General features: G+C 72.9%; 17 protein-coding genes and 1 pseudogene. 10 read left to right on the top strand and 8 right to left on the bottom strand.

Features of this window, described 5'->3' with window-relative positions; genetic code table 11:
• Positions 1–220 precede the first annotated feature (220 nt).
• The gene (locus tag ACFWEG_RS13265; protein WP_387213377.1) at positions 221–1,120 is read right to left on the bottom strand and encodes a GNAT family N-acetyltransferase; all 900 of its coding nucleotides are present in this window, start codon (positions 1,118–1,120) and stop codon (positions 221–223) included.
• Positions 1,121–1,237: 117 nt separating this feature from the next.
• Here ACFWEG_RS13265 and ACFWEG_RS13270 point away from each other — a divergent pair, with 117 nt between their 5' ends.
• Complete coding sequence (locus tag ACFWEG_RS13270) at positions 1,238–1,858, top strand: O-methyltransferase (protein WP_387213380.1); 621 nt, start codon at positions 1,238–1,240, stop codon at positions 1,856–1,858.
• Between the two features lie 56 nt (positions 1,859–1,914).
• Here the strand turns inward: ACFWEG_RS13270 and ACFWEG_RS13275 are convergent, their stop codons facing one another.
• Complete coding sequence (locus tag ACFWEG_RS13275; protein WP_387213383.1) at positions 1,915–3,324, bottom strand: family 2B encapsulin nanocompartment shell protein; 1,410 nt, start codon at positions 3,322–3,324, stop codon at positions 1,915–1,917.
• A gap of 288 nt (positions 3,325–3,612) precedes the next feature.
• Between ACFWEG_RS13275 and ACFWEG_RS13280 the strand changes: the two are divergent.
• The 3 genes and pseudogenes from ACFWEG_RS13280 to ACFWEG_RS13290 all read left to right on the top strand — a co-directional run.
• Positions 3,613–3,843: pseudogene (locus ACFWEG_RS13280) on the top strand (hypothetical protein); the annotation flags it as partial.
• Between the two features lie 273 nt (positions 3,844–4,116).
• Positions 4,117–4,707, top strand: a complete 591-nt coding sequence (locus ACFWEG_RS13285) for an N-acetylmuramoyl-L-alanine amidase (RefSeq protein ID WP_387213386.1) — start codon at positions 4,117–4,119, stop codon at positions 4,705–4,707.
• 131 nt (positions 4,708–4,838) lie between these two features.
• Complete coding sequence (locus tag ACFWEG_RS13290) at positions 4,839–5,759, top strand: 1-aminocyclopropane-1-carboxylate deaminase/D-cysteine desulfhydrase (protein WP_387213389.1); 921 nt, start codon at positions 4,839–4,841, stop codon at positions 5,757–5,759.
• On the opposite strand, the gene ACFWEG_RS13295 is transcribed toward ACFWEG_RS13290, so the two are convergent.
• Positions 5,738–7,336, bottom strand: a complete 1,599-nt coding sequence (locus ACFWEG_RS13295; RefSeq protein WP_387213392.1) for a Na+/H+ antiporter — start codon at positions 7,334–7,336, stop codon at positions 5,738–5,740. The two genes, ACFWEG_RS13290 and ACFWEG_RS13295, sit on opposite strands and share 22 nt — an antisense overlap.
• A gap of 51 nt (positions 7,337–7,387) precedes the next feature.
• Here ACFWEG_RS13295 and ACFWEG_RS13300 point away from each other — a divergent pair, with 51 nt between their 5' ends.
• The 3 genes from ACFWEG_RS13300 to ACFWEG_RS13310 all read left to right on the top strand — a co-directional run bounded on the left by ACFWEG_RS13300 (position 7,388) and on the right by ACFWEG_RS13310 (position 9,433).
• Entirely contained in the window at positions 7,388–7,648 is a 261-nt protein-coding gene (locus ACFWEG_RS13300) for a UBP-type zinc finger domain-containing protein (RefSeq protein ID WP_387213395.1), read from the top strand.
• 271 nt (positions 7,649–7,919) lie between these two features.
• Complete coding sequence (locus ACFWEG_RS13305; RefSeq protein WP_387213398.1) at positions 7,920–8,333, top strand: anti-sigma regulatory factor; 414 nt, start codon at positions 7,920–7,922, stop codon at positions 8,331–8,333.
• Positions 8,330–9,433, top strand: coding sequence for an RNA polymerase sigma factor SigF (locus ACFWEG_RS13310; protein WP_387213401.1), 1,104 nt, complete (start codon positions 8,330–8,332; stop codon positions 9,431–9,433). Before ACFWEG_RS13305 ends, ACFWEG_RS13310 begins: the two co-directional genes overlap by 4 nt.
• An 88-nt stretch (positions 9,434–9,521) precedes the next feature.
• On the opposite strand, the gene ACFWEG_RS13315 is transcribed toward ACFWEG_RS13310, so the two are convergent.
• Complete coding sequence (locus ACFWEG_RS13315) at positions 9,522–9,950, bottom strand: hypothetical protein (protein ID WP_387213404.1); 429 nt, start codon at positions 9,948–9,950, stop codon at positions 9,522–9,524.
• Between the two features lie 102 nt (positions 9,951–10,052).
• On the opposite strand from ACFWEG_RS13315, the gene ACFWEG_RS13320 reads away from it, so the two are divergent.
• Positions 10,053–11,030, top strand: a complete 978-nt coding sequence (locus tag ACFWEG_RS13320; protein ID WP_387213407.1) for a diacylglycerol/lipid kinase family protein — start codon at positions 10,053–10,055, stop codon at positions 11,028–11,030.
• 318 nt (positions 11,031–11,348) lie between these two features.
• Positions 11,349–11,606 carry a WhiB family transcriptional regulator gene (locus ACFWEG_RS13325; RefSeq protein ID WP_004937597.1) on the top strand — a complete coding sequence of 86 codons (258 nt, stop codon included), beginning with the start codon at positions 11,349–11,351 and terminating at the stop codon, positions 11,604–11,606.
• A 182-nt stretch (positions 11,607–11,788) separates the two neighbouring features.
• On the opposite strand, the gene ACFWEG_RS13330 is transcribed toward ACFWEG_RS13325, so the two are convergent.
• Positions 11,789–13,255, bottom strand: coding sequence for a sensor histidine kinase (locus ACFWEG_RS13330; protein ID WP_387213421.1), 1,467 nt, complete (start codon positions 13,253–13,255; stop codon positions 11,789–11,791).
• A gap of 574 nt (positions 13,256–13,829) precedes the next feature.
• Here ACFWEG_RS13330 and nagB point away from each other — a divergent pair.
• Positions 13,830–14,615 carry a glucosamine-6-phosphate deaminase gene (gene nagB / locus ACFWEG_RS13335; RefSeq protein ID WP_387213410.1) on the top strand — a complete coding sequence of 262 codons (786 nt, stop codon included), beginning with the start codon at positions 13,830–13,832 and terminating at the stop codon, positions 14,613–14,615.
• Between the two features lie 131 nt (positions 14,616–14,746).
• Here the strand turns inward: nagB and ACFWEG_RS13340 are convergent, their stop codons facing one another.
• The 3 genes from ACFWEG_RS13340 to ACFWEG_RS13350 are packed head-to-tail and all read right to left on the bottom strand — an operon-like array spanning position 14,747 to position 18,157.
• Positions 14,747–16,240 carry a glycoside hydrolase family 3 protein gene (locus ACFWEG_RS13340; RefSeq protein ID WP_387213412.1) on the bottom strand — a complete coding sequence of 498 codons (1,494 nt, stop codon included), beginning with the start codon at positions 16,238–16,240 and terminating at the stop codon, positions 14,747–14,749.
• A gap of 7 nt (positions 16,241–16,247) precedes the next feature.
• The gene (locus ACFWEG_RS13345) at positions 16,248–17,147 is read right to left on the bottom strand and encodes a carbohydrate ABC transporter permease (protein WP_387213415.1); all 900 of its coding nucleotides are present in this window, start codon (positions 17,145–17,147) and stop codon (positions 16,248–16,250) included.
• Complete coding sequence (locus ACFWEG_RS13350; RefSeq protein ID WP_387213418.1) at positions 17,144–18,157, bottom strand: carbohydrate ABC transporter permease; 1,014 nt, start codon at positions 18,155–18,157, stop codon at positions 17,144–17,146. Before ACFWEG_RS13350 ends, ACFWEG_RS13345 begins: the two co-directional genes overlap by 4 nt.
• Positions 18,158–18,245 lie beyond the last annotated feature (88 nt).

Raw genomic sequence — 18,245 nt, forward strand, 5'->3', positions numbered from 1 at the left:
CGCCGCGGTGACGGCGGCACCCGGTGACGGTGGCCCCCAACCGTCCCCCCGATCCCGGTCGCCCCGTGCGCGCCAAGGGACGTCCGGGGTCGCCGGAAAGTTCCGACCGGCGTCCGGAATCACGGCCTCCGTGGCTGGATCCGATCGGAACCCGCCCGGTGGAAAGGCTTGCCTTCCGGCGGGATCCGCGCCCGCGGCCCCTGAAGGCCGCACCGCGGCGTCACCCCAGGGACAGCTGGTACTCCAGCGACGTGTGCGTGGGGACGTATCCCAGCGCGTCGTTGAGCGCCCGCATCCCGGTGTTGCTGTCCGCGGTGTCCGTCAGCAGGCCGGTGAGGTCGGGCTGCTCGCGCAGCGCCCAGCGGACGGACGCGGACTTGAGCGCGCGGGCGAGCCCGCGGCGGCGGTGCCCGGGCAGGACCGCCGTGCCGTAGTGCTGCGCGTCGCCCGTCCGCTCGGCGGGGACGACGAGCTCGGTGAAGCCGACGATCGTGCCGTCGCTCTCGTCCACCGCGGCGACCGTGTGCAGGAGTTCGCCGCGGCGGGCGATCACCTCGGCCGCCTCACGGACCCGCTGCTCGTCCCAGACGACGACGCCGTAGTCGGTGTCGTCCATCGGCATGTCGTCCATGGCGCGGCGGGAGGCGGTGAAGGTGGCGGCGAGCTCGTCGGGGACGGTGCCGGTCCAGGAGACGAGCCGGTAGCCGGGGGTCGGCAACTCGGCCGGGGCCGGGGACGGGAGCGGGAGGCGGGCGTAGGTGAGGGCGAGCACGCGGCGGAAGCCGCGGGCGGCCAGGAAGCGGTCGCCGGGGCGACCGGACCTGGTCTGCGCGACGAGACTCCGCCGGCCGTCCTTCCGCGCCGCCTCGACGGCCGCGGCGAGCAGCCGGGACCCGACGCCGCCGCCCCGCTCCGCGGGGTGGACGGTCAGCTCCAGCTCGGCCAGGTGCTCCTGCCCCGCGCGGTCGAACAGCCGCAGCCGGGCGAGCCCCAGCGGGTGTCCGCCGTCGGGCGCGGTCGCGAGCCAGGTGAGCCGGCGGCCGGGCTCGGCGTCGGTGAGCTCGACGAGGGTCAGGGGGCGTGCGGGCGCGGGACCGCGGTCCTCGGTGGTTGTCGTCACGGGCCTCCTTCTAGTCCGCGTCTCCCCGGCCCCACAAGCGAATTCGACCTCCTGACGGGCGCGGTGCGCCTGCGGTAGGAAGGGGCGGACGGATCTTCCGGCCCGAGGAGCAACGCGATGTACGACGACATACCCGCCCGCCGACCCGCCGCCCTTGACCGGATCCGCGCGGCCGCCGCCTCCGCCGACTTCACCCTGTCCAGCGAGGTGCGCACGGGTGCGCTGCTGGCCACCCTCGCCGCGACCCGCCCCGGCGGCCGGTTCCTCGAACTCGGCACCGGCGTGGGCGAGGGCACGGCCTGGCTGCTCGACGGCATGGACGCGGACGCCCGCCTGGTCAGCGTCGAGCGCGACGCCGCCGTCCAGGACGTCGCTCGCGCCGAGTTCGGCGACGACCCGCGGGTCGAGCTCGTCACCGCGGACGGCGGCGCGTGGCTGGAGTCCTACGCCGGGCCGCTGTTCGACCTGGTCTTCGCCGACACCTGGCCGGGCAAGTTCAGCTGCCTCGACCGGGCCCTGGACCTCGTCGCCCCGGCCGGCGTCTACCTCGTCGACGACCTCGCCCCCGCCGCCGACTGGCCCGCGGACCACGCGGCCTCCGTCCGGCACCTGCTGGCGGCGGTCGAGGGCCGGCCGGACTTCCACACCGTACGGCTCGACTGGTCGTCCGGCCTGCTGCTCGCGGTGCGGACCGGCGCGGGGGGCGGCGACGCCGGGGCGGATTCCGGCCGCGGCTGACACGCGGGACTCCTTCCGGCGCGGCCCCCTGACCCCGGTGGGCCCCGACCGCCGGCCTACCTCCACCGTCCGATCTCGACGTTCTCCAGCACCCCGAGCGCGTCCGGGACCAGGACCGCGGCCGAGTAGTACGCCGTCACCAGGTAGGAGATGACCGCCTGTTCGTTGATCCCCATGAACCGCACCGACAGGCTCGGCTCGATCTCGTCGGGGATGCCGGCCTGGCGGAGCCCGATGACCCCCTGTTCGTCCTCTCCGGTGCGCATGCAGATGATCGAGGTGGTGCGGGCGTCGCTGATCGGGATCTTGTTGGACGGGAAGATCGGCACCCCGCGCCAGGCGGGGATCCGGTGCCCGCCCATGTCGACCGACTCCGGGACGAGCCCGCGCTTGTTGCACTCGCGGCCGAAGGCGGCGATGGCGCGCGGATGGGCGAGGAACAGCTTGGACCCGCGGCGGCGGCTGAGCAGTTCGTCCATGTCGTCGGGGCTGGGGACGCCGTCGTGGGGCTGGATGCGCTGCTCGTACTCGCAGTTGTTCAGCAGGCCGAACTCGCGGTTGTTGATCAGCTCGTGCTCCTGGCGCTCCTTCAGCGCCTCGACGGTGAGCCGGAGCTGCTGCTCGGTCTGGTTCATGGGCTGGTTGTAGAGGTCCGCGATCCGGCTGTGGATGCGCAGGACGGTCTGGGCGACGCTCAGTTCGTACTCGCGCGGCCGCGCCTCGTAGTCGACGAAGGTGTGCGGGATGTCGGCCTCGCCGCTGTGGCCGGCGGAGAGGTCGATGGCGGCCTCGCCGTAGCGGTTGGTGCGCTGGCCGGGCAGGGCGCGCAGGGCGGCCAGGTGCGCGTCGAGGCTCGGGGCGCGCTCGGCGAGGTTCGTGACGTCGGCGCGGGAGAGGACCAGGACCGTGCAGGCGGTGCGGGCGCGGGCGGTGTACTCCCAGATGGCGTCGGGGTCGAGCAGCGCCTGTTCGCCGAAGTAGGCGCCGTCGGCGAGGACGCCGAGCACGGCGTCGTCGCCGTAGGGGCCGGAGCCGACCTTCTCGACCTTGCCGTGGGCGAGGAGGTGGACCTCGTCCTGGGCGCTGCCGAAGGAGGCGATGACCTGGCCCGGTTCGATCTCCCGCTGGACGCAGCGGCGGGCCAGTTCCGCGAGCACCTCCTCGTCCTCCAGGTCGCGCAGGGCGGGCAGTTCGCCCAGCTCGGCGGGGATCACCTCGACCCGGTCGCCGGTCTTCACGAAGGTCACCCGGCCGTCGCCCACCGAGTAGCTCAGCCGCCGGTTCACCCGGTAGGTGCCGCCCTGCACCTGGGTCCACGGCAGCATCTTCAGCAGCCACCGGGAGGTGATCTCCTGCATCTGCGGGGCGGACTTGGTGGTGGTGGCCAGGTTTCGGGCGGCGGCGGATCCCAGGCTCTGCTGGGGCCGACCCTGCTCGGTGCCGAGCTCTTCTCCAACGGCGGTCATCGTGCTCGCGTCCTCTCGGTCGTGCGCAATGCGGTGCTGCGGGGTGCGGTCGTGCGAGGTCCGGTCGTGCGGGGTGCTGCTCCGAACCCTTCCATTGCGGAGCGTGCCGACACCACTACACAAAGGGATGGGAATGGATCTTCAACGGGCGGGGTAGAGCGCGCTTTTCACGGCGCAAGGGCCTCACCGACCGGCCGCTCCCCGCGGTCCGCGGCCGGCGGGGCGGGAACCCCGTGATCGGCCCGGGCGTTCACGGAGCACGGATCACCGAACGACAGGAGACGTCCGATGGCAGGCTTCCTCGACCGCGCCAAGGAGCAGGCCCAGCGCGGCCTCGCCCAGGGCAAGCAGAAGTACGACGAGGTCCAGACCCAGCGCGCGGGCGGCGACGCGCTGAAGAAGCTCGGGGCGGCCTACTACGCCGAGCGGCACGGGACCGGCAGCCCGGCCGCCACCCAGCAGGCGCTGGCCGCACTCGAGGCGCACATCGCGACGCACGGGGACGGCGTGCTGCGCGGCGGTTCGTCCGGCGGCCCCTCCACCGGTCCGGGAGCCGGCCCCTCCACCGGTCCCGGCAACAACCCCTACGGCCACTGACCCGGACGCGCCGACCGGGCCTCGGCGGGTGACGGCCGGGGCCTGACAACTCTGCGGTACGGAAGTGGAGTTCGCCCCGGCGTTCGAGGTGCCCTCCGGGGCGTGAACGGGTGGGGCCCACGGGGTTTCAAGCGCCCCCTTCCGGTAGAAGCGAAGGGCAGGCGCCCGTCCACTTCCTCGCGAAGGAGTCCGTCCATGGCCACCCCCATGTCGGCGAGCAGTTTCCTCAAGGCCCTCAGGAACGAGGGCGTGACCGTCGTGGAGGTCGGTGCCTGGCGCACCCACAACCGCAACCACAAGGGCCCCTGGGGCCCGGTGAACGGCGTGATGATCCACCACACGGTCACCAAGGGCACGGCGGCGACCGTCCGCATCTGCCGGGACGGGTACGCCGCCCTGCCCGGCCCGCTGTGCCACGGCGTGATCGCCAAGGACGGCCGCGTGCACCTGGTCGGCTACGGCCGGGCGAACCACGCGGGCCTCGGCGACGACGACGTGCTGCGCGCCGTCATCGCCGAGCGCGCCCTCCCCCGGGACAACGAGGCGAACACCGACGGCAACGCGCGCTTCTACGGCTTCGAGTGCGAGAACCTGGGCGACGGCAAGGACCCCTGGCCGGCGGCCCAACTGGAGGCCATCGAGCGGGTCTCGGCGGCGATCTGCCGCCACCACGGGTGGAACTCCCGCTCGGTCATCGGCCACCTGGAGTGGCAGCCGGGCAAGGTCGACCCCCGCGGTTTCTCCATGTCCTCGATGCGGGCCCGCGTCCAGGACCGGCTGTCGTGAGGCGCCGACACGGCTGAGGCGGGCCGCACGCCCGCCGCTCGGGCACGCCCGCCCGGCAGCGCCCGCCGCCGGGCGCGCGCACCCGACCCGCGCCCGGGGTGCGCGCACCCCACCCGGGCGACAATGGCCCCGTGCGCCCCACCCCCGCCGGCCTCCGCCCCCGACTCCCCTCGCCCCTGACCGAACTCGACGACCCCCGCTTCACAGCCCACGGCGTCCGCCTGCTGCTCAAGCGGGACGACCTGATCCACCCCGCGCTCAGCGGCAACAAGTGGCGCAAACTCGTCCCCAACCTCGACGCCGCCGCCGGCCGCACCGTGCTCACGTTCGGCGGCGCGTACTCCAACCACCTGCGCGCCACCGCCGCGGCGGGGCGGCTGCTGGGCTTCCCCACGATCGGGGTCGTGCGGGGCGAGGAGCTGGCCCACCGCCCGCTCAACCCCTCGCTGGCGCGCTGCGCCGCCGACGGCATGCGGCTGCACTTCACCGACCGCACCGCCTACCGCGCCAAGACCCTCCCCGCCGGCGTCGACCCGGCGGAGCTGTACGTCGTCCCCGAGGGCGGCAGCAACGCGCTCGCCGTACGCGGGGCCGCCGAGCTCGGCCGCGAGCTGCGCGACCGCACCGACGTGGCCGCGGTCGCCGTCGGCACCGGCGGCACCCTCGCGGGCCTGGCCGCCGGCCTCCGCACCACCCAGCGCGCCCTCGGCGTCCCCGTCCTCAAGGGCGGCTTCCTCGGCGCCGAGGTCCGCCGCCTGCAGCGCGAGGCCTACGGCGGCGGGCGCGGCGACTGGCGGCTCGACGAGCGCTTCCACGGCGGCGGCTACGCCCGCACCACGCCCGGGCTCCGGGAGTTCGCCCGCGACTTCGGGGACCGGCACGGCCTGCCCCTCGAACACGTCTATGTCGCCAAGCTCCTGCACGCCCTGACGGTCCTCGCCGGCGAGGGCGCCTTCCCGCCCGGCACCCGGGTGACCGCGGTCGTCACGGGAGCCCCCCAGCCCTGGGACACCGCCGGGGCCGCCGCGGGTCAGCCCGTGCCCTCCCGGTAGGCCGCCGCCTCCTCCAGGTCGAGTCGGCGCAGCAGCGTCCGCAGCATCTCGTCGTCGATGCGCCCCTGGTCGCGCTGCCGGACGAAGGCCGCCCGCTCGGTGTCGATGACCTCCCGCGCGAGCCGCCGGTAGGTGTCGTCGGCGGACTCCCCGGTGACCTCGTCGACCGTGCCGAGCCGCTCCCAGACGGAGTTGCGCCGCCGGTCGAGGACGGCCCGGAGCCGGTCGACGAGCGGCGGCGGCAGCGTGTTGCCCTCCGCGGCGAGCAGCTCGTCGAGACGGACGGCGGCCGCCGTCGAGGCGTCGTTCTGGGCCTGCGCCTCGGTGAGCGTCTCGGCGCGCACGTCCCGGCCGGGGATGCGCAGCAGGCGGATGAGCGGCGGCAGGGAGAGCCCCTGGACGACGAGCGTGCCGAGGACGGTGGTGAAGGTGAGGAACAGGATCAGCTCGCGGGCCGGGAAGTCCCCGCCGCCGTCGACGGTCGCCGGGATCGAGAAGGCGATCGCCAGCGAGACCACCCCGCGCATCCCCGCCCAGCTGACGATCAGCGGCCCCTGCCACCCCGGGTCGGGCTCCCGCCGGCGGATCCGCTTCGACAGCAGGCGGGGCAGCCAGGTGGCGGGGAAGACCCACACGAACCGCACGACCACCACGAGGACGAACAGGGCGACCGCGTACCACAGGGCCTCCCCGCCGCCGTAGCTGTCGAGCCCCTGCAGCACGTACGGCAGTTGCAGGCCGATCAGCGCGAAGACCGCCGACTCCAGCAGGAAGGCGACCATCTTCCAGACCGCCTCCTCCTGGAGCCGGGTCGCGAAGTCGACCTGCCAGGAGCGGTGCCCCAGGTACAGCGCGACGACGACCACCGCGAGCACCCCCGAGGCGTGCACGTGCTCGGCCGCCGCGTAGGCGACGAACGGGATGAGCAGGGACAGCGTGTTCTGGAGCAGCGCCTCGCTCAGGTGCGTGCGCAGCCAGTGCAGCGGCACCATGAGCAGCAGCCCGACGGCGACCCCGCCGAGGGCGGCGACCGCGAACTCCTCGATCCCGCCCGCCCAGGAGGCCCCCTCCCCCACCGCCGCGGCGACGGCCACCTTGAACGCGGTGATCGCGGTGGCGTCGTTCACCAGGGACTCGCCCTGGAGGATCGTCGTGATCCGCGACGGCAGCCCGATCCGGCGGGCGACGGCGGTGGCGGCGACCGCGTCCGGCGGCGCGATCACCGCGCCGAGCACCAGCGCGGCCGTCAGCGGCAGGTCCGGCACGAGCAGGTAGAGCGCGTACCCGACGACGACCGTCGCGAACAGCACGTAGCCCACCGACAGCATGAGCACCGAGCGGGCCTGCCGGCGCAGGTCCAGGTACGAGCTCTCGGTCGCGGCCGTGTAGAGCAGCGGGGGCAGCAGCAGCGGCAGCACGATCTCGGGATCGAGGGTGTACTCGGGGACCCCGGGCAGGTAGGAGACGGCGAGCCCCGCGGCGACGAGCAGCAGCGGGGCCGGCACGGTCGTCCGGCGCGCCGCCCCAGCGACGACGGCGCTCCCGGCGATCAGCAGTAGCAGTGGCGTTGCGTCCATCCCCCGTGCACCATCCCGTCAACACGAACCGGTCGTCGTAACCTGTCAATCATGAACGACTGCCGTCACGTCGCCGCGCTGCCGCACCCCGAACCGGCCCCGCTGACCGACACCTGCCCGGAGTGCCTGGCGGTGGGCAGCCACCCCGTGCAGCTGAGGCTGTGCCTGACCTGCGGGCACGTCGGCTGCTGCGACAGCTCGCCGTTCCGGCACGCGACGGCCCACTCCGAGGAGACGGGCCATCCCGTCATGCGCAGCTTCGAGCGGGGCGAGAGCTGGCGCTGGTGCTTCGAGGACAACGCGATCGTCTGAGTCCGCGCCGCCGCCGGGTCCCGGCGCACGGGCCGGGGCGGGATCACGGGACGTGACGATTGGCCCGCCGGGAGGGTGGGTAGGGCAACCCTTCCCCCGGTTCCTCCGACCGGTACCCGCACACCCCTAGCCACGTTCCGTATATCTGGGCTTACCATGAGTGACAGTCCGGGTCGGGGGTCCCGGGACGGAGGAGTCCGGGGCGCGGTAGCGTCACCGCTGCACGGCCGCACAATCCCCCGAACTTGTCTGTACCACCTTGGAGGTGAGGGTGTCCCAGTTCGCAGGAGAGCCCGCGTCCCAGGACTTCGTCGAAGTCCGACTGCCGGCTGCCGGTGCCTACCTCTCGGTCCTGCGCACGGCCACGGCCGGCCTCGCGGCGCGCCTGGACTTCACCCTCGACGAGATCGAGGACCTCCGCATCGCCGTCGACGAGGCCTGCGCGATCCTGCTCCAGCAGGCCGTGCCCGGCTCCGTGCTCAGCTGCGTCTTCCGGCTGGTCGACGACTCGCTGGAGGTGACGGTGTCCGCGCCCACCACCGACGGCCGGGCCCCGGAGCGCGACACGTTCGCGTGGACGGTGCTCTCGGCGCTGGCCGGCAAGGTCGACTCCACGGTCGGCGAGGACCGGACGGTCTCGATCAGCCTGTACAAACAGCGCGGCGCGGGACCCGGGCCGGCGTGAGCGACGGGGAGGGGGCGGTGCGCGGCACGGACCGCGGCCCGGGGGTGCGCCGGGAGACGGCGGGTATCCCCGAGCAGAAGGCCCGGCCGCATCCCGAGGACGGGGAGCAGCAGGCGTCGGGGCAGCACTCGGAGCGGAGCCGGACGGGCCACACGATGACCGATGAGAAGACGGACGTGAAGCCGGGCGGGGCCCAGGAGGCCGGGCCCACGGCGGACGCGGAGGCGCGCGAGACCGAGGCGCTGGAGGCCGAGGCGGAGGCCGTGGTCGCCCAGGCGGCCGAGGAGCGGGCCGCGGAGCCCGAACCGGACCACGCCGACGCGGACGACGCCGCCGACCTCAAGCGCGACGAGCGCAGCGGCGCCCGGCTGCTCTTCTACGAGCTGCGGGAGCTGCCCGCCGGCTCCCCGGAGCGGGCGGAGCTGCGCAACCGGCTGGTCCGGATGCACCTGCCGCTGGTGGAGCACCTGGCCCGCCGGTTCCGCAACCGCGGCGAGCCGCTCGACGACCTGACGCAGGTGGCGACGATCGGCCTGATCAAGTCGGTGGACCGCTTCGACCCCGACCGGGGCGTGGAGTTCTCCACGTACGCCACCCCCACCGTCGTGGGCGAGATCAAACGTCATTTCAGGGACAAGGGCTGGGCGGTCCGGGTGCCGCGCCGGCTGCAGGAGCTGCGGCTGTCGCTGACGACGGCGACCGCGGAGCTGTCCCAGCGGCACGGCCGCTCCCCCACGGTGCACGAGCTGGCGGAGCGGCTCGGCATCTCGGAGGAGGAGGTCCTGGAGGGCCTGGAGTCGGCGAACGCGTACAGCACGCTGTCGCTGGACGTCCCCGACACCGACGACGACTCCCCGGCCGTCGCCGACACCCTGGGCGCGGAGGACGAGGCGCTGGAGGGCGTGGAGTACCGCGAGTCCCTCAAGCCGCTCCTGGAGGACCTGCCGCCGCGCGAGAAGCGCATCCTGCTGCTGCGGTTCTTCGGGAACATGACCCAGTCGCAGATCGCCACCGAGGTCGGCATCTCCCAGATGCACGTCTCCCGGCTCCTCGCCCGCACCCTGGCGCAGCTGCGCGAGCGGCTGCTCGTGGACGAGTAGGCGCAAAGCCGCCGCCGAGAGCGGCACGCTGGAACGGGAAGGGGCCCGGCGGCATCGCGCGCTGCCGGGCCCCTGACGTCCGCGCGGCTCAGGTCTCCCGGCGGCCGATGCCGAGCGCGTGGGTCGTCGTCGGGTTGAGCACGGTCACCAGGACGGCGACCGCGGCCAGCGCGAGCAGGATCCCGACCGGCAGCAGCACCCCGCCGCCCTGGACCAGCGACCAGGACACCGGCAGCGCGACCAGCTGCATGATCAGCGTGGGTCCGCGGCTCCAGCTCCGCCGCAGCCGCAGGCCGCGCGCGGCGACCAGGGGCAGGACGGCGAGGGCGATCATCGTCAGCCCGCCGGTCTCGGCCTGGCGCGGGCTGTCGGGGTCCCCGACCAGCCCCATCACCAAGAGGTACACGCCCCAGCCGGCCAGCGCCAGCCCCTCGGCGGCGCACACCGCGGCCGCGACGGCCAGGCGTACGGGGGTCTCGACACGGCCTTCGGGTGCGGGATTCGGTGCAGCGCTCACCCGGCCAGGGTAGAGCCTCCGGGGACGATCACCGGGTCCCGCCCCGCGGAGCGCCCCGGCCCTGGCCGCGGCGGGTACTTCCCAGTAGGTACCCTGCCTCCCATGCGCGCTCTTCTCGTGGTCAACCCCGCCGCCACCACCACGAGTGCGCGGACGCGCGACGTGCTCATCCACGCGCTGGCCAGCGAGATGAAGATCGAGGCGGTCACCACGGAGTACCGCGGCCACGCCCGCGACCTCGGCCGCAGGGCGGCGGAGAGCGGCGGACCGAACGGGATCGAGCTGGTCGTGGCGCTGGGCGGCGACGGCACGGTCAACGAGGTCGTCAACGGGCTGCTGCACCACGGTCCCGACCCGGAGGGGCTGCCCGGCCTCGCCGTGGTCCCCGGCGGCTCGACGAACGTGTTCGCCCGGGCGCTCGGGCTGCCGAACGACCCCGTCGAGGCGACCGGCCAGCTCCTGGACGCCCTGCGCGAGGGGCGCGAGCAGACCGTGGGCCTCGGGCTCGCGGAGGGCACCCGGGGCACGGAGGACGAGGCGGCGCCGGCCCGCTGGTTCACCTTCTGCGCGGGGCTCGGTCTGGACGCGGGCGTAGTGGGCCGGGTCGAACAGCAGCGGGAGCGCGGCAAGCGTTCGACGCACGCGCTCTACCTCCGCCAGGTGATGCGGGCCTACGTCTCCGATCCCCACCGCCGGCACGGCGTGATCACCCTGGAGCGGCCGGGCCACGACCCGGTGACCGACCTGGCGCTGTCCATAGTGTGCAACACGTCACCCTGGACCTATCTGGGCAACCGCCCGGTGTACGCGACCCCCCGCGCGTCCTTCGACACCGCCCTCGACGTGCTCGGACTCCGCAAGCTCTCCACATCCGCGGTGACCCGCTACGCCACCCAGCTCCTGACCTCCACACCGGAGCGCGGACCGCACGGGAAGCACGTCGTGCCGCTGCACGATCTGACGGACTTCACCTTGCATTCCAAGGTCCCGCTGCCCTTCCAGATGGACGGCGACCACCTGGGGCTGCGGAAGAGCGTGACGTTCACAGGCGTTCGCCGTGCACTGCGTGTGATTGTGTGAGTGTGAAGGACCTATGTCCTTTATCTCGAACGTACGTAGCGCCCTCCACCCCATGGAAGTACCGCTGTGACCCAGTCGACACCAGGGAATCTAAAAAAACTTCCCTGAAGGGGTTGTATCCACGGCTGAGGTTTGCGAATCTCTTTGTGGCGCTCGGGACGGCCCGCCCCATCGGCCTCCCTGAGCACCGGAATCCCACCCCAAGGCAAGAGGACCCGCCAGTCCGTCTGGCAGTCGGCCCTTCCCTTACCGGGGGATTCGTGAAAGCGTTCACATTCACAAGCAACGTGCATGTAATACCAAGGAGAGGTAGCAGCCATGGACTGGCGTCACAACGCCGTTTGCCGCGAGGAAGACCCGGAGCTCTTCTTCCCCATCGGCAACACCGGTCCTGCGCTGCTGCAGATCGAGGAAGCCAAGGCCGTCTGCCGCCGCTGCCCCGTCATGGAGCAGTGTCTGCAGTGGGCGCTCGAGTCCGGCCAGGACTCCGGCGTCTGGGGTGGCCTCAGCGAGGACGAGCGTCGCGCGATGAAGCGCCGCGCCGCCCGCAACCGGGCGCGCAACGCGACCGCCTGACACCCCGCGCGACCTGAGCCGACCGGCGCGTGCACCTCGCACGCTCCTCCCGGTCGGCTCCGCCTCGACAACGCAGCGCGCAGTACCCCACAGATGCGCATCGCGCCGCAGGCACTTCGCCCCGGACCGCACCACGGTCCGGGGCTTATTGCCGTCCCGGGCCGGTCACCCTGCGTGACCGGCTACTTCTCGACCCGCACGGGCACGTCGAGCACCACCTGCGTGCCGCGCCCGGGCGCCGGCACCATGTCGAAGCTGCCGCCCAACTCCCCCTCGACCAGGGTCCGTACGATCTGCAGGCCCAGGTTGCCCGAGCGCTTGGCGTCGAAGCCGTCGGGCAGCCCGCGGCCGTCGTCCCGGACGGTGATGAGCAGCCGGCCGTCCTTGCGGTCGCCGCCGCGGACGGCGGACACCTCGACCCGGCCCGGCTGCCCCTCGGCGAAGGCGTGTTCGAGGGCGTTCTGGATGACCTCGGTGAGGACCATGGAGAGCGGGGTGGCGACCTCGGCGTCCAGGATGCCGAAGCGGCCGGTGCGGCGGCAGGTGACCTGGCCGGGCGAGATCTCGGCGACCATCGCGAGCACCCGGTCGGCGATCTCGTCGAACTCGACGCGCTCGTCGAGGTTCTGCGACAGCGTCTCGTGCACGATGGCGATGGAGCCGACCCGCCGCACGGCCTCCTCCAGCGCCTCGCGCCCCTTGACGGAGTCGATCCGGCGGGCCTGGAGGCGCAGCAGGGCGGCGACGGTCTGCAGGTTGTTCTTCACCCGGTGGTGGATCTCCCGGATGGTCGCGTCCTTGGTGATCAACTCCCGCTCCCGGCGGCGGAGTTCCGTCACGTCCCGCAGCAGGATCAGCGAACCGATGCGCGTGCCCTTGGGTTTGAGCGGGATCGCCCGCAGCTGCACGACGCAGTCGTTGCCCTCGACCTCGGTGCCGCGCGGCGCCCAGCCGCTGGCCAGCTTGACCAGCGCCTCGTCCACCGGGCCGCGGGACGGCGCGAGTTCGGCGGTCGTACGGCCCAGGTGGGTGCCGACCAGGTCGGTGTTGAGGCCGAGCCGGTGGTAGGCGGAGAGGCCGTTGGGCGAGGCGTACTGGACGACGCCCTCGGCGTCGAGGCGGATCAGGCCGTCGCCCACGCGCGGCGAGGAGTCCATGTCCAGCTGCTGGCCGGCGAACGGGAAGGCGCCGGCGGCGATCATCTGCGCGAGGTCGGAGGCCGACTGCAGGTAGGTGAGCTCCAGCCGGGAGGGGGTCCGCACGGAGAGCAGGTTGGTGTTGCGGGCGATGACGCCGAGCACCCGGCCCTCGCGCCGGACGGGGATCGACTCGACCCGTACCGGCACCTCCTCGCGCCACTCGGGGTCGCCCTCGCGGACGATCCGGCCCTCGTCGAGCGCCGCGTCCAGCATGGGGCGCCGGCCGCGCGGCACGAGGTGGCCGACCATGTCGTCCTGGTACGAGGTCGGGCCGGTGTTCGGACGCATCTGGGCGACGGAGACGTAGCGGGTACCGTCGCGGGTCGGGACCCACAGGACCAGGTCGGCGAAGGAGAGGTCGGCGAGCAGCTGCCACTCCGAGACCAGCAGGTGGAGCCAGTCGAGCTCCGCGTCGCTGAGTGCGGTGTGCTGGCGGACGAGATCGTTCATGGAGGGCACACGGGCGAGCGTACCCGCCGCCGTCCGCGCGGGATCCCGTGGTCGCGCGGGCCCGGGAAGACCCGCGGGCCACGGTGCCTGGACGGGACCCTCAGCCCGTCCGGCACCGCAGCCCGGAGTTCTCTGCGTCGACCGCCCGGGCGTGCGGGCCCGCACGGTCGCTTGGAGGGGCCCGGCGCAGTCAGGGCAGAGAGCGCGCGGACTCCTCGGTCCACCTCCCTGTGCGGGAGAGGCGGAGGCCTTTCACCAGCATTGTGGACTAGACCATTCCCCGCTGTCCATGTGTCGGACGGCATCGGTTCCTGGACGATCGATCAACGAAGATCGATCAAACGCGGTCGCCCACGGTCGGATTCTCCAACGGACCGGCCAGGAAGGCCAGAGGCGGGACGGGGTCGACTTCGGCCATTCCCGCCCGCCGCGCACCCCCGGGACACCCACCGGCCGGCCCGCCCGCACACCCACCCGGACGGGCGTCCCGGCCGGGCGGCACAGACCGACCTCTGCTAGATTGGTCTATACCACAGGTTCCTTTCCAGACCTCCCCAGATCGGCAGGCCCCAGCGTGGAAGTTGTCATCGTCCCGGACGCCACCGCAGGCGGCGAGATCATCGCCGAGGCCGTCGCCGGTCTTCTGCGGCGCAAGCCCGACGCCCTGCTCGGCGTGGCCACCGGCTCGACGCCGCTGCCCATCTACACGGCGCTGACCGCCAAGGTCTCCGGCGGCGAGGTGGACGCCTCGCGCGCCCGCGTGTGCCAGCTCGACGAGTACGTGGGGCTGCCCGCCGGACACCCCGAGTCCTACCGCTCGGTGGTGCTGCGCCAGGTCGTCGAGCCGCTCGGACTGCCCGGGACGTCGTTCTTCGGCCCGGACGGCACGGCCGAGGACGTGCAGGCCGCCTGCGAGGAGTACGACCGGGCGCTGGCCGCGGCCGGCGGCGTCGACCTGCAGATCCTGGGCATCGGCACCGACGGGCACATCGGCTTCAACGAGCCGTGCTCCTCGCTGCGCTCCCGGACCCGGATCAAGACGCTCACGGAGCAGACCCGGGTCGACAACGCCCGGTTCTTCGACGACGACATCGACCAGGTGCCGCACCACGTGATCACCCAGGGCATCGGGACCATCCTGGAGGCCCGCCACGTCGTGCTGCTCGCCACCGGCGAGGGCAAGGCGGAGGCCGTGGCGCAGACCGTCGAGGGCCCGCTGGCCGCGCTGGTCCCCGCCTCCGCGCTCCAGCTGCACCCGCACGCGACCGTCGTCGTCGACGAGGCCGCGGCGTCGAAGCTGAAGCTGGGGGACTACTTCCGGGCGACGTACGCGGCGAAGCCGGAGTGGCAGGGGCTGTAGGGGCCGCGCGGCGCGCCCGCGGGCTTCGAGGGGCCTCAGCACCCGAGGCGCCCTGCGGCTCCGGGGGCCGTACGCCCGCACGACGAAGGGCCGGACACCGCGCGGTGTCCGGCCCTTCGCGCTGCCAGGGCTCAGCCGGCGACGACCGCCTCCGCCGCCGCCTGCCCGCAGACGCGGGACGCGCCGTGCGTGGTGACGTACAGCGCGCCGCGGGCCGGGGCCTGCGGTACGCCCATCTCGACGACGACCGTGTCCGGGCGGGCGGCGGTCAGCGCGTCGAGCATTTCGGCCATCCACGGGTGGCGGTGCACGTCGCGGGCGACGGCGACGATCCGCCGCTCCCCCGCCGCCGCCAGGACGGCGTCGGCCCCCGCGGAGCCGTCGGTGTACGTGCCGCCCCCGGTGCCGGGGAGCAGGACGGCCAGGTCGGCGGTGATGCCCCAGGGGGTCTCGTCGCCGACGGCGATGTTCGCCTCGGGGCTGAGCGTGGCGACGTACGGGGTCCCGGTGACGGGGACGGCTCCGTCGGCGCGGACCACGGTGGCCGCGCGCCGGGCGGCGACGAGGCCGATCTGCTCGCGCGCCGGCTCGGCGGCGGCGGGCGCACGCCCGGCCGTCGCGGTCCAGCTCGCCAGCGCGCGGACGCGCGCGGCCGCGTCCGCGAGCCGCTCCTCGGGCAGCTCGCCGTCCCGCACCGCCCGTACGAGCGCGTCGCGCAGCAGTAGCACGGTGCCCTCGTCGGCGAGGCCGCCGCCGACGCAGATGGCGTCGGCGCCCGCGGCGATGGCGAGCACGCTGCCGCGCTCGATGCCGTAGGTGCCGGCGATGGCGTTCATCTCCATGCCGTCGGTGACGATCAGCCCGTCGAAGCCGAGCTCCTCGCGGAGCAGGCCGGTCAGGATGCGCGGGCTGAGGGTGGCCGGGCGGGTCGGGTCGAGGACGGGCAGCAGGATGTGCGCGCTCATGACCGACTTGGTGCCGGCGGCGATCGCGGCCCGGAAGGGCTGCAGCTCGCGGGCGTACAGCGTCTCCAGGTCGGCGTCGATGCGCGGCATCGCGTGGTGCGAGTCGACGGCCGTGTCGCCGTGGCCGGGGAAGTGCTTGGTGCAGGCCGCGACGCCGGCGGCCTGGAGGCCCTCGACGTAGGCGGCGGTGTGCCGGGAGACCAGCGCGGTGTCGGCGCCGAACGAACGCACGCCGATCACCGGGTTGTTGGGGTCGGAGTTGACGTCCGCGGACGGCGCCCAGTTGAGGTTGACGCCGCACTCGGCCAGCCGCCGGCCGAGCTCGTGGGCGACGGCGTACGTGAGCGCCGTGTCGTCGACCGCGCCGAGGGCGTGGTTGCCGGGGAAGGACGAACCGCCGTTCACCTCCAGGCGGGTGACGTCGCCGCCCTCCTCGTCGATCGCGACGAGGATGTCGTCGCGCTCGGCGCGCAGCCGGGCGGTGAGCGCGGCGAGCTGCTCGGGGGAGGCGATGTTGCGGCCGAACAGGCCGACGGAGGCGAGGCCGTCGCCGACCTGCCGCAGCAGCCAGTCGGGGGTGTCGGTGCCGACGAAGCCCGGCTGGAGGACGGCCAGCGCGTCGCGGGTGAGGGTGTCGGTGGCGGGTACCAGCGTGGTCATGGCGGCGTTATCCCTTCACGGCACCGGAGGTGAGCCCCGTGGCCATCTTCCCCTGGATGATCATGAAGAAGATGACGACGGGGACGGCGATCATCGTAGAGGCGGCCATGAGGGCGCCGTAGTCCGTTCCGCGCTCGGTGGTGAAGGTCATCAGCCACACGTTCAGCGTGTACTTGGAGTTGTCGTTGATCAGGATGTACGCGAACAGGTACTCGTTCCAGGCGTTGACCAGGGCGAAGATCGACGCGGCGGCGAGCCCCGGGGCGAGCAGCGGGAGGATGACGCGGCGGAAGGCCTGCATGCGCGTGCAGCCGTCGACCATCGCCGACTCCTCCAGCTCCACCGGGATGTTGATGACGAAACCGCGGATCATGATCGTCGCGAACGGCAGCGTGGAGACCAGGTAGACGACGATGAGTCCCCAGTACTCGTCGATGCCGCCGATCGCGTTGAGCTGGAGGTAGATCGGGATGAGCATCGCGGTCGGCGGCAGCATCTGGACCAGGATCATCACCATGATCAGGGCCTTGCGCCCCCAGAACCGGAATCGTCCGATGGCCAGCGCCGCGAGCGTCGCGATGATCATTCCGCCGACGACCGCGGTCACCGAGACGATCAGGCTCGACTGCACCGCGGTGGCGAAGTTCTCCTGCTTCACGGCCCGCGCGAAGTTGTCGAAGGTGATCGACGACGGCCACAGCGTCTGGTCGTACGAGCGGATCTCGTGGTTCGGCCGCAAGGACGAGACGACGAGCCAGTAGACCGGGAAGGCCATGACGCCGGCCGTGATCAGGGCCAGCACGTTGTAGTGCAGCCGGGCCTTGCGGCGGTCCGGTCGCAGCACCTGGGCGGCGGTTCCGGCCACGGGGGCGTCCGCCACGGTGTTCACAGGTGTGGAGGTGCTCATTCGACCTCTCCCGTCTTGATCAGCTGGCGCAGGTAGTACACCGCTACGCCGGACAGCATCAGGACCGTGATCAACGCGATCGCGCTGCCCTGGCTGAAGGAGGTGGACGCGAACGCCTTCGAGAAGGAGTAGAGGCCGAGTGTCTCGTACTCGGGCTCGGGCTTGTTGCCGCGGAGCAGCCAGATCTGTCCGAAGACGTTGAAGTCCCAGATGACCGAGAGCGTCGTCACCATGATGAACACCGGCTTGATGACGGGCCAGGTGACGAAGCGGAAGACTCCGCCCACGGAGGCCCCGTCGAGCGCCGCGGCCTCCTCCAGCTCCTTGGGGACCTGGGTGAGGGCCGCGTACATGGTGATCACGACGAACGGGACGGCGCCCCAGACGACCAGCAGGGTGATGACGCCGAAGCCCTGCCAGGGGTCGAGGAACCAGTTGTGGCCCAGCCACGACTCGTCGCCGGTGACGTCGGACAGCAGGGTGTTGATCAGGCCGTAGTCGGAGTCGGCGAACCACCGGAAGACCGAGGCGGCGACCATCAGCGGCAGCGACCAGGCGGCGATCAGCGCGACGGTGAGGGTGAGTCGTACCCAGGTGGACAGGCGCAGCATCATCAGCGCGATGAGCAGTCCGATGCCCATGGTGAGCACGACGCAGACCGTCATGAAGACGACGGTGCGGCCGGTCACGGACCAGAACTCGGGGTCGCCGAGGATGTTGGAGAACTGCTCGAAGCCGACCCAGGGGGTCTCGCCGTTGCCCCACAGCGCCGCGCGGCCCATGTCCTGGAACGACATGACGACGGTCTTGCCCAGCGGATAGACGTAGACGGCGGCGATGGCGACGATCGCCGGCAGGATCAGGAGGTAGGGGAGGAGCTCGCCCCTTCTCCGCTGCTTCCGCGGGCGGGGCGCGACGGCCCCGGCGGGCGTCTGGGGCCCTCGCTTCCCGGGATCACGTGGGGCGGATACCGGAGGTGGCCCGGCGGCCTTGGTGTCGGCGGCAGTCACGTGGCTGACCTTCCATCGGGATCCCGGGGCTGCACCGGGGATCACGGCGTTCACAGAGAAGTGGCGGGGGCCCGGTCGGTGCCGGGCC

The sequence above is a fragment of the Streptomyces sp. NPDC060194 genome (genome assembly GCF_042728285.1).
Taxonomy (GTDB): domain Bacteria; phylum Actinomycetota; class Actinomycetes; order Streptomycetales; family Streptomycetaceae; genus Streptomyces.

Excerpts from the sequence above, each read along its gene's own strand:
- ACFWEG_RS13270 (WP_387213380.1), top strand. The coding sequence starts at position 1,238 with ATGTACGACGACATACCCGCCCGCCGACCCGCCGCCCTTGACCGGATC.
- ACFWEG_RS13275 (WP_387213383.1), bottom strand. The coding sequence starts at position 3,324 with ATGACCGCCGTTGGAGAAGAGCTCGGCACCGAGCAGGGTCGGCCCCAG.
- ACFWEG_RS13285 (WP_387213386.1), top strand. The coding sequence starts at position 4,117 with ATGGCCACCCCCATGTCGGCGAGCAGTTTCCTCAAGGCCCTCAGGAAC.
- ACFWEG_RS13295 (WP_387213392.1), bottom strand. The coding sequence starts at position 7,336 with ATGGACGCAACGCCACTGCTACTGCTGATCGCCGGGAGCGCCGTCGTC.
- ACFWEG_RS13300 (WP_387213395.1), top strand. The coding sequence starts at position 7,388 with ATGAACGACTGCCGTCACGTCGCCGCGCTGCCGCACCCCGAACCGGCC.
- ACFWEG_RS13320 (WP_387213407.1), top strand. The coding sequence starts at position 10,053 with ATGCGCGCTCTTCTCGTGGTCAACCCCGCCGCCACCACCACGAGTGCG.
- ACFWEG_RS13325 (WP_004937597.1), top strand. The coding sequence starts at position 11,349 with ATGGACTGGCGTCACAACGCCGTTTGCCGCGAGGAAGACCCGGAGCTC.
- ACFWEG_RS13330 (WP_387213421.1), bottom strand. The coding sequence starts at position 13,255 with ATGAACGATCTCGTCCGCCAGCACACCGCACTCAGCGACGCGGAGCTC.
- ACFWEG_RS13340 (WP_387213412.1), bottom strand. The coding sequence starts at position 16,240 with ATGACCACGCTGGTACCCGCCACCGACACCCTCACCCGCGACGCGCTG.
- ACFWEG_RS13345 (WP_387213415.1), bottom strand. The coding sequence starts at position 17,147 with ATGAGCACCTCCACACCTGTGAACACCGTGGCGGACGCCCCCGTGGCC.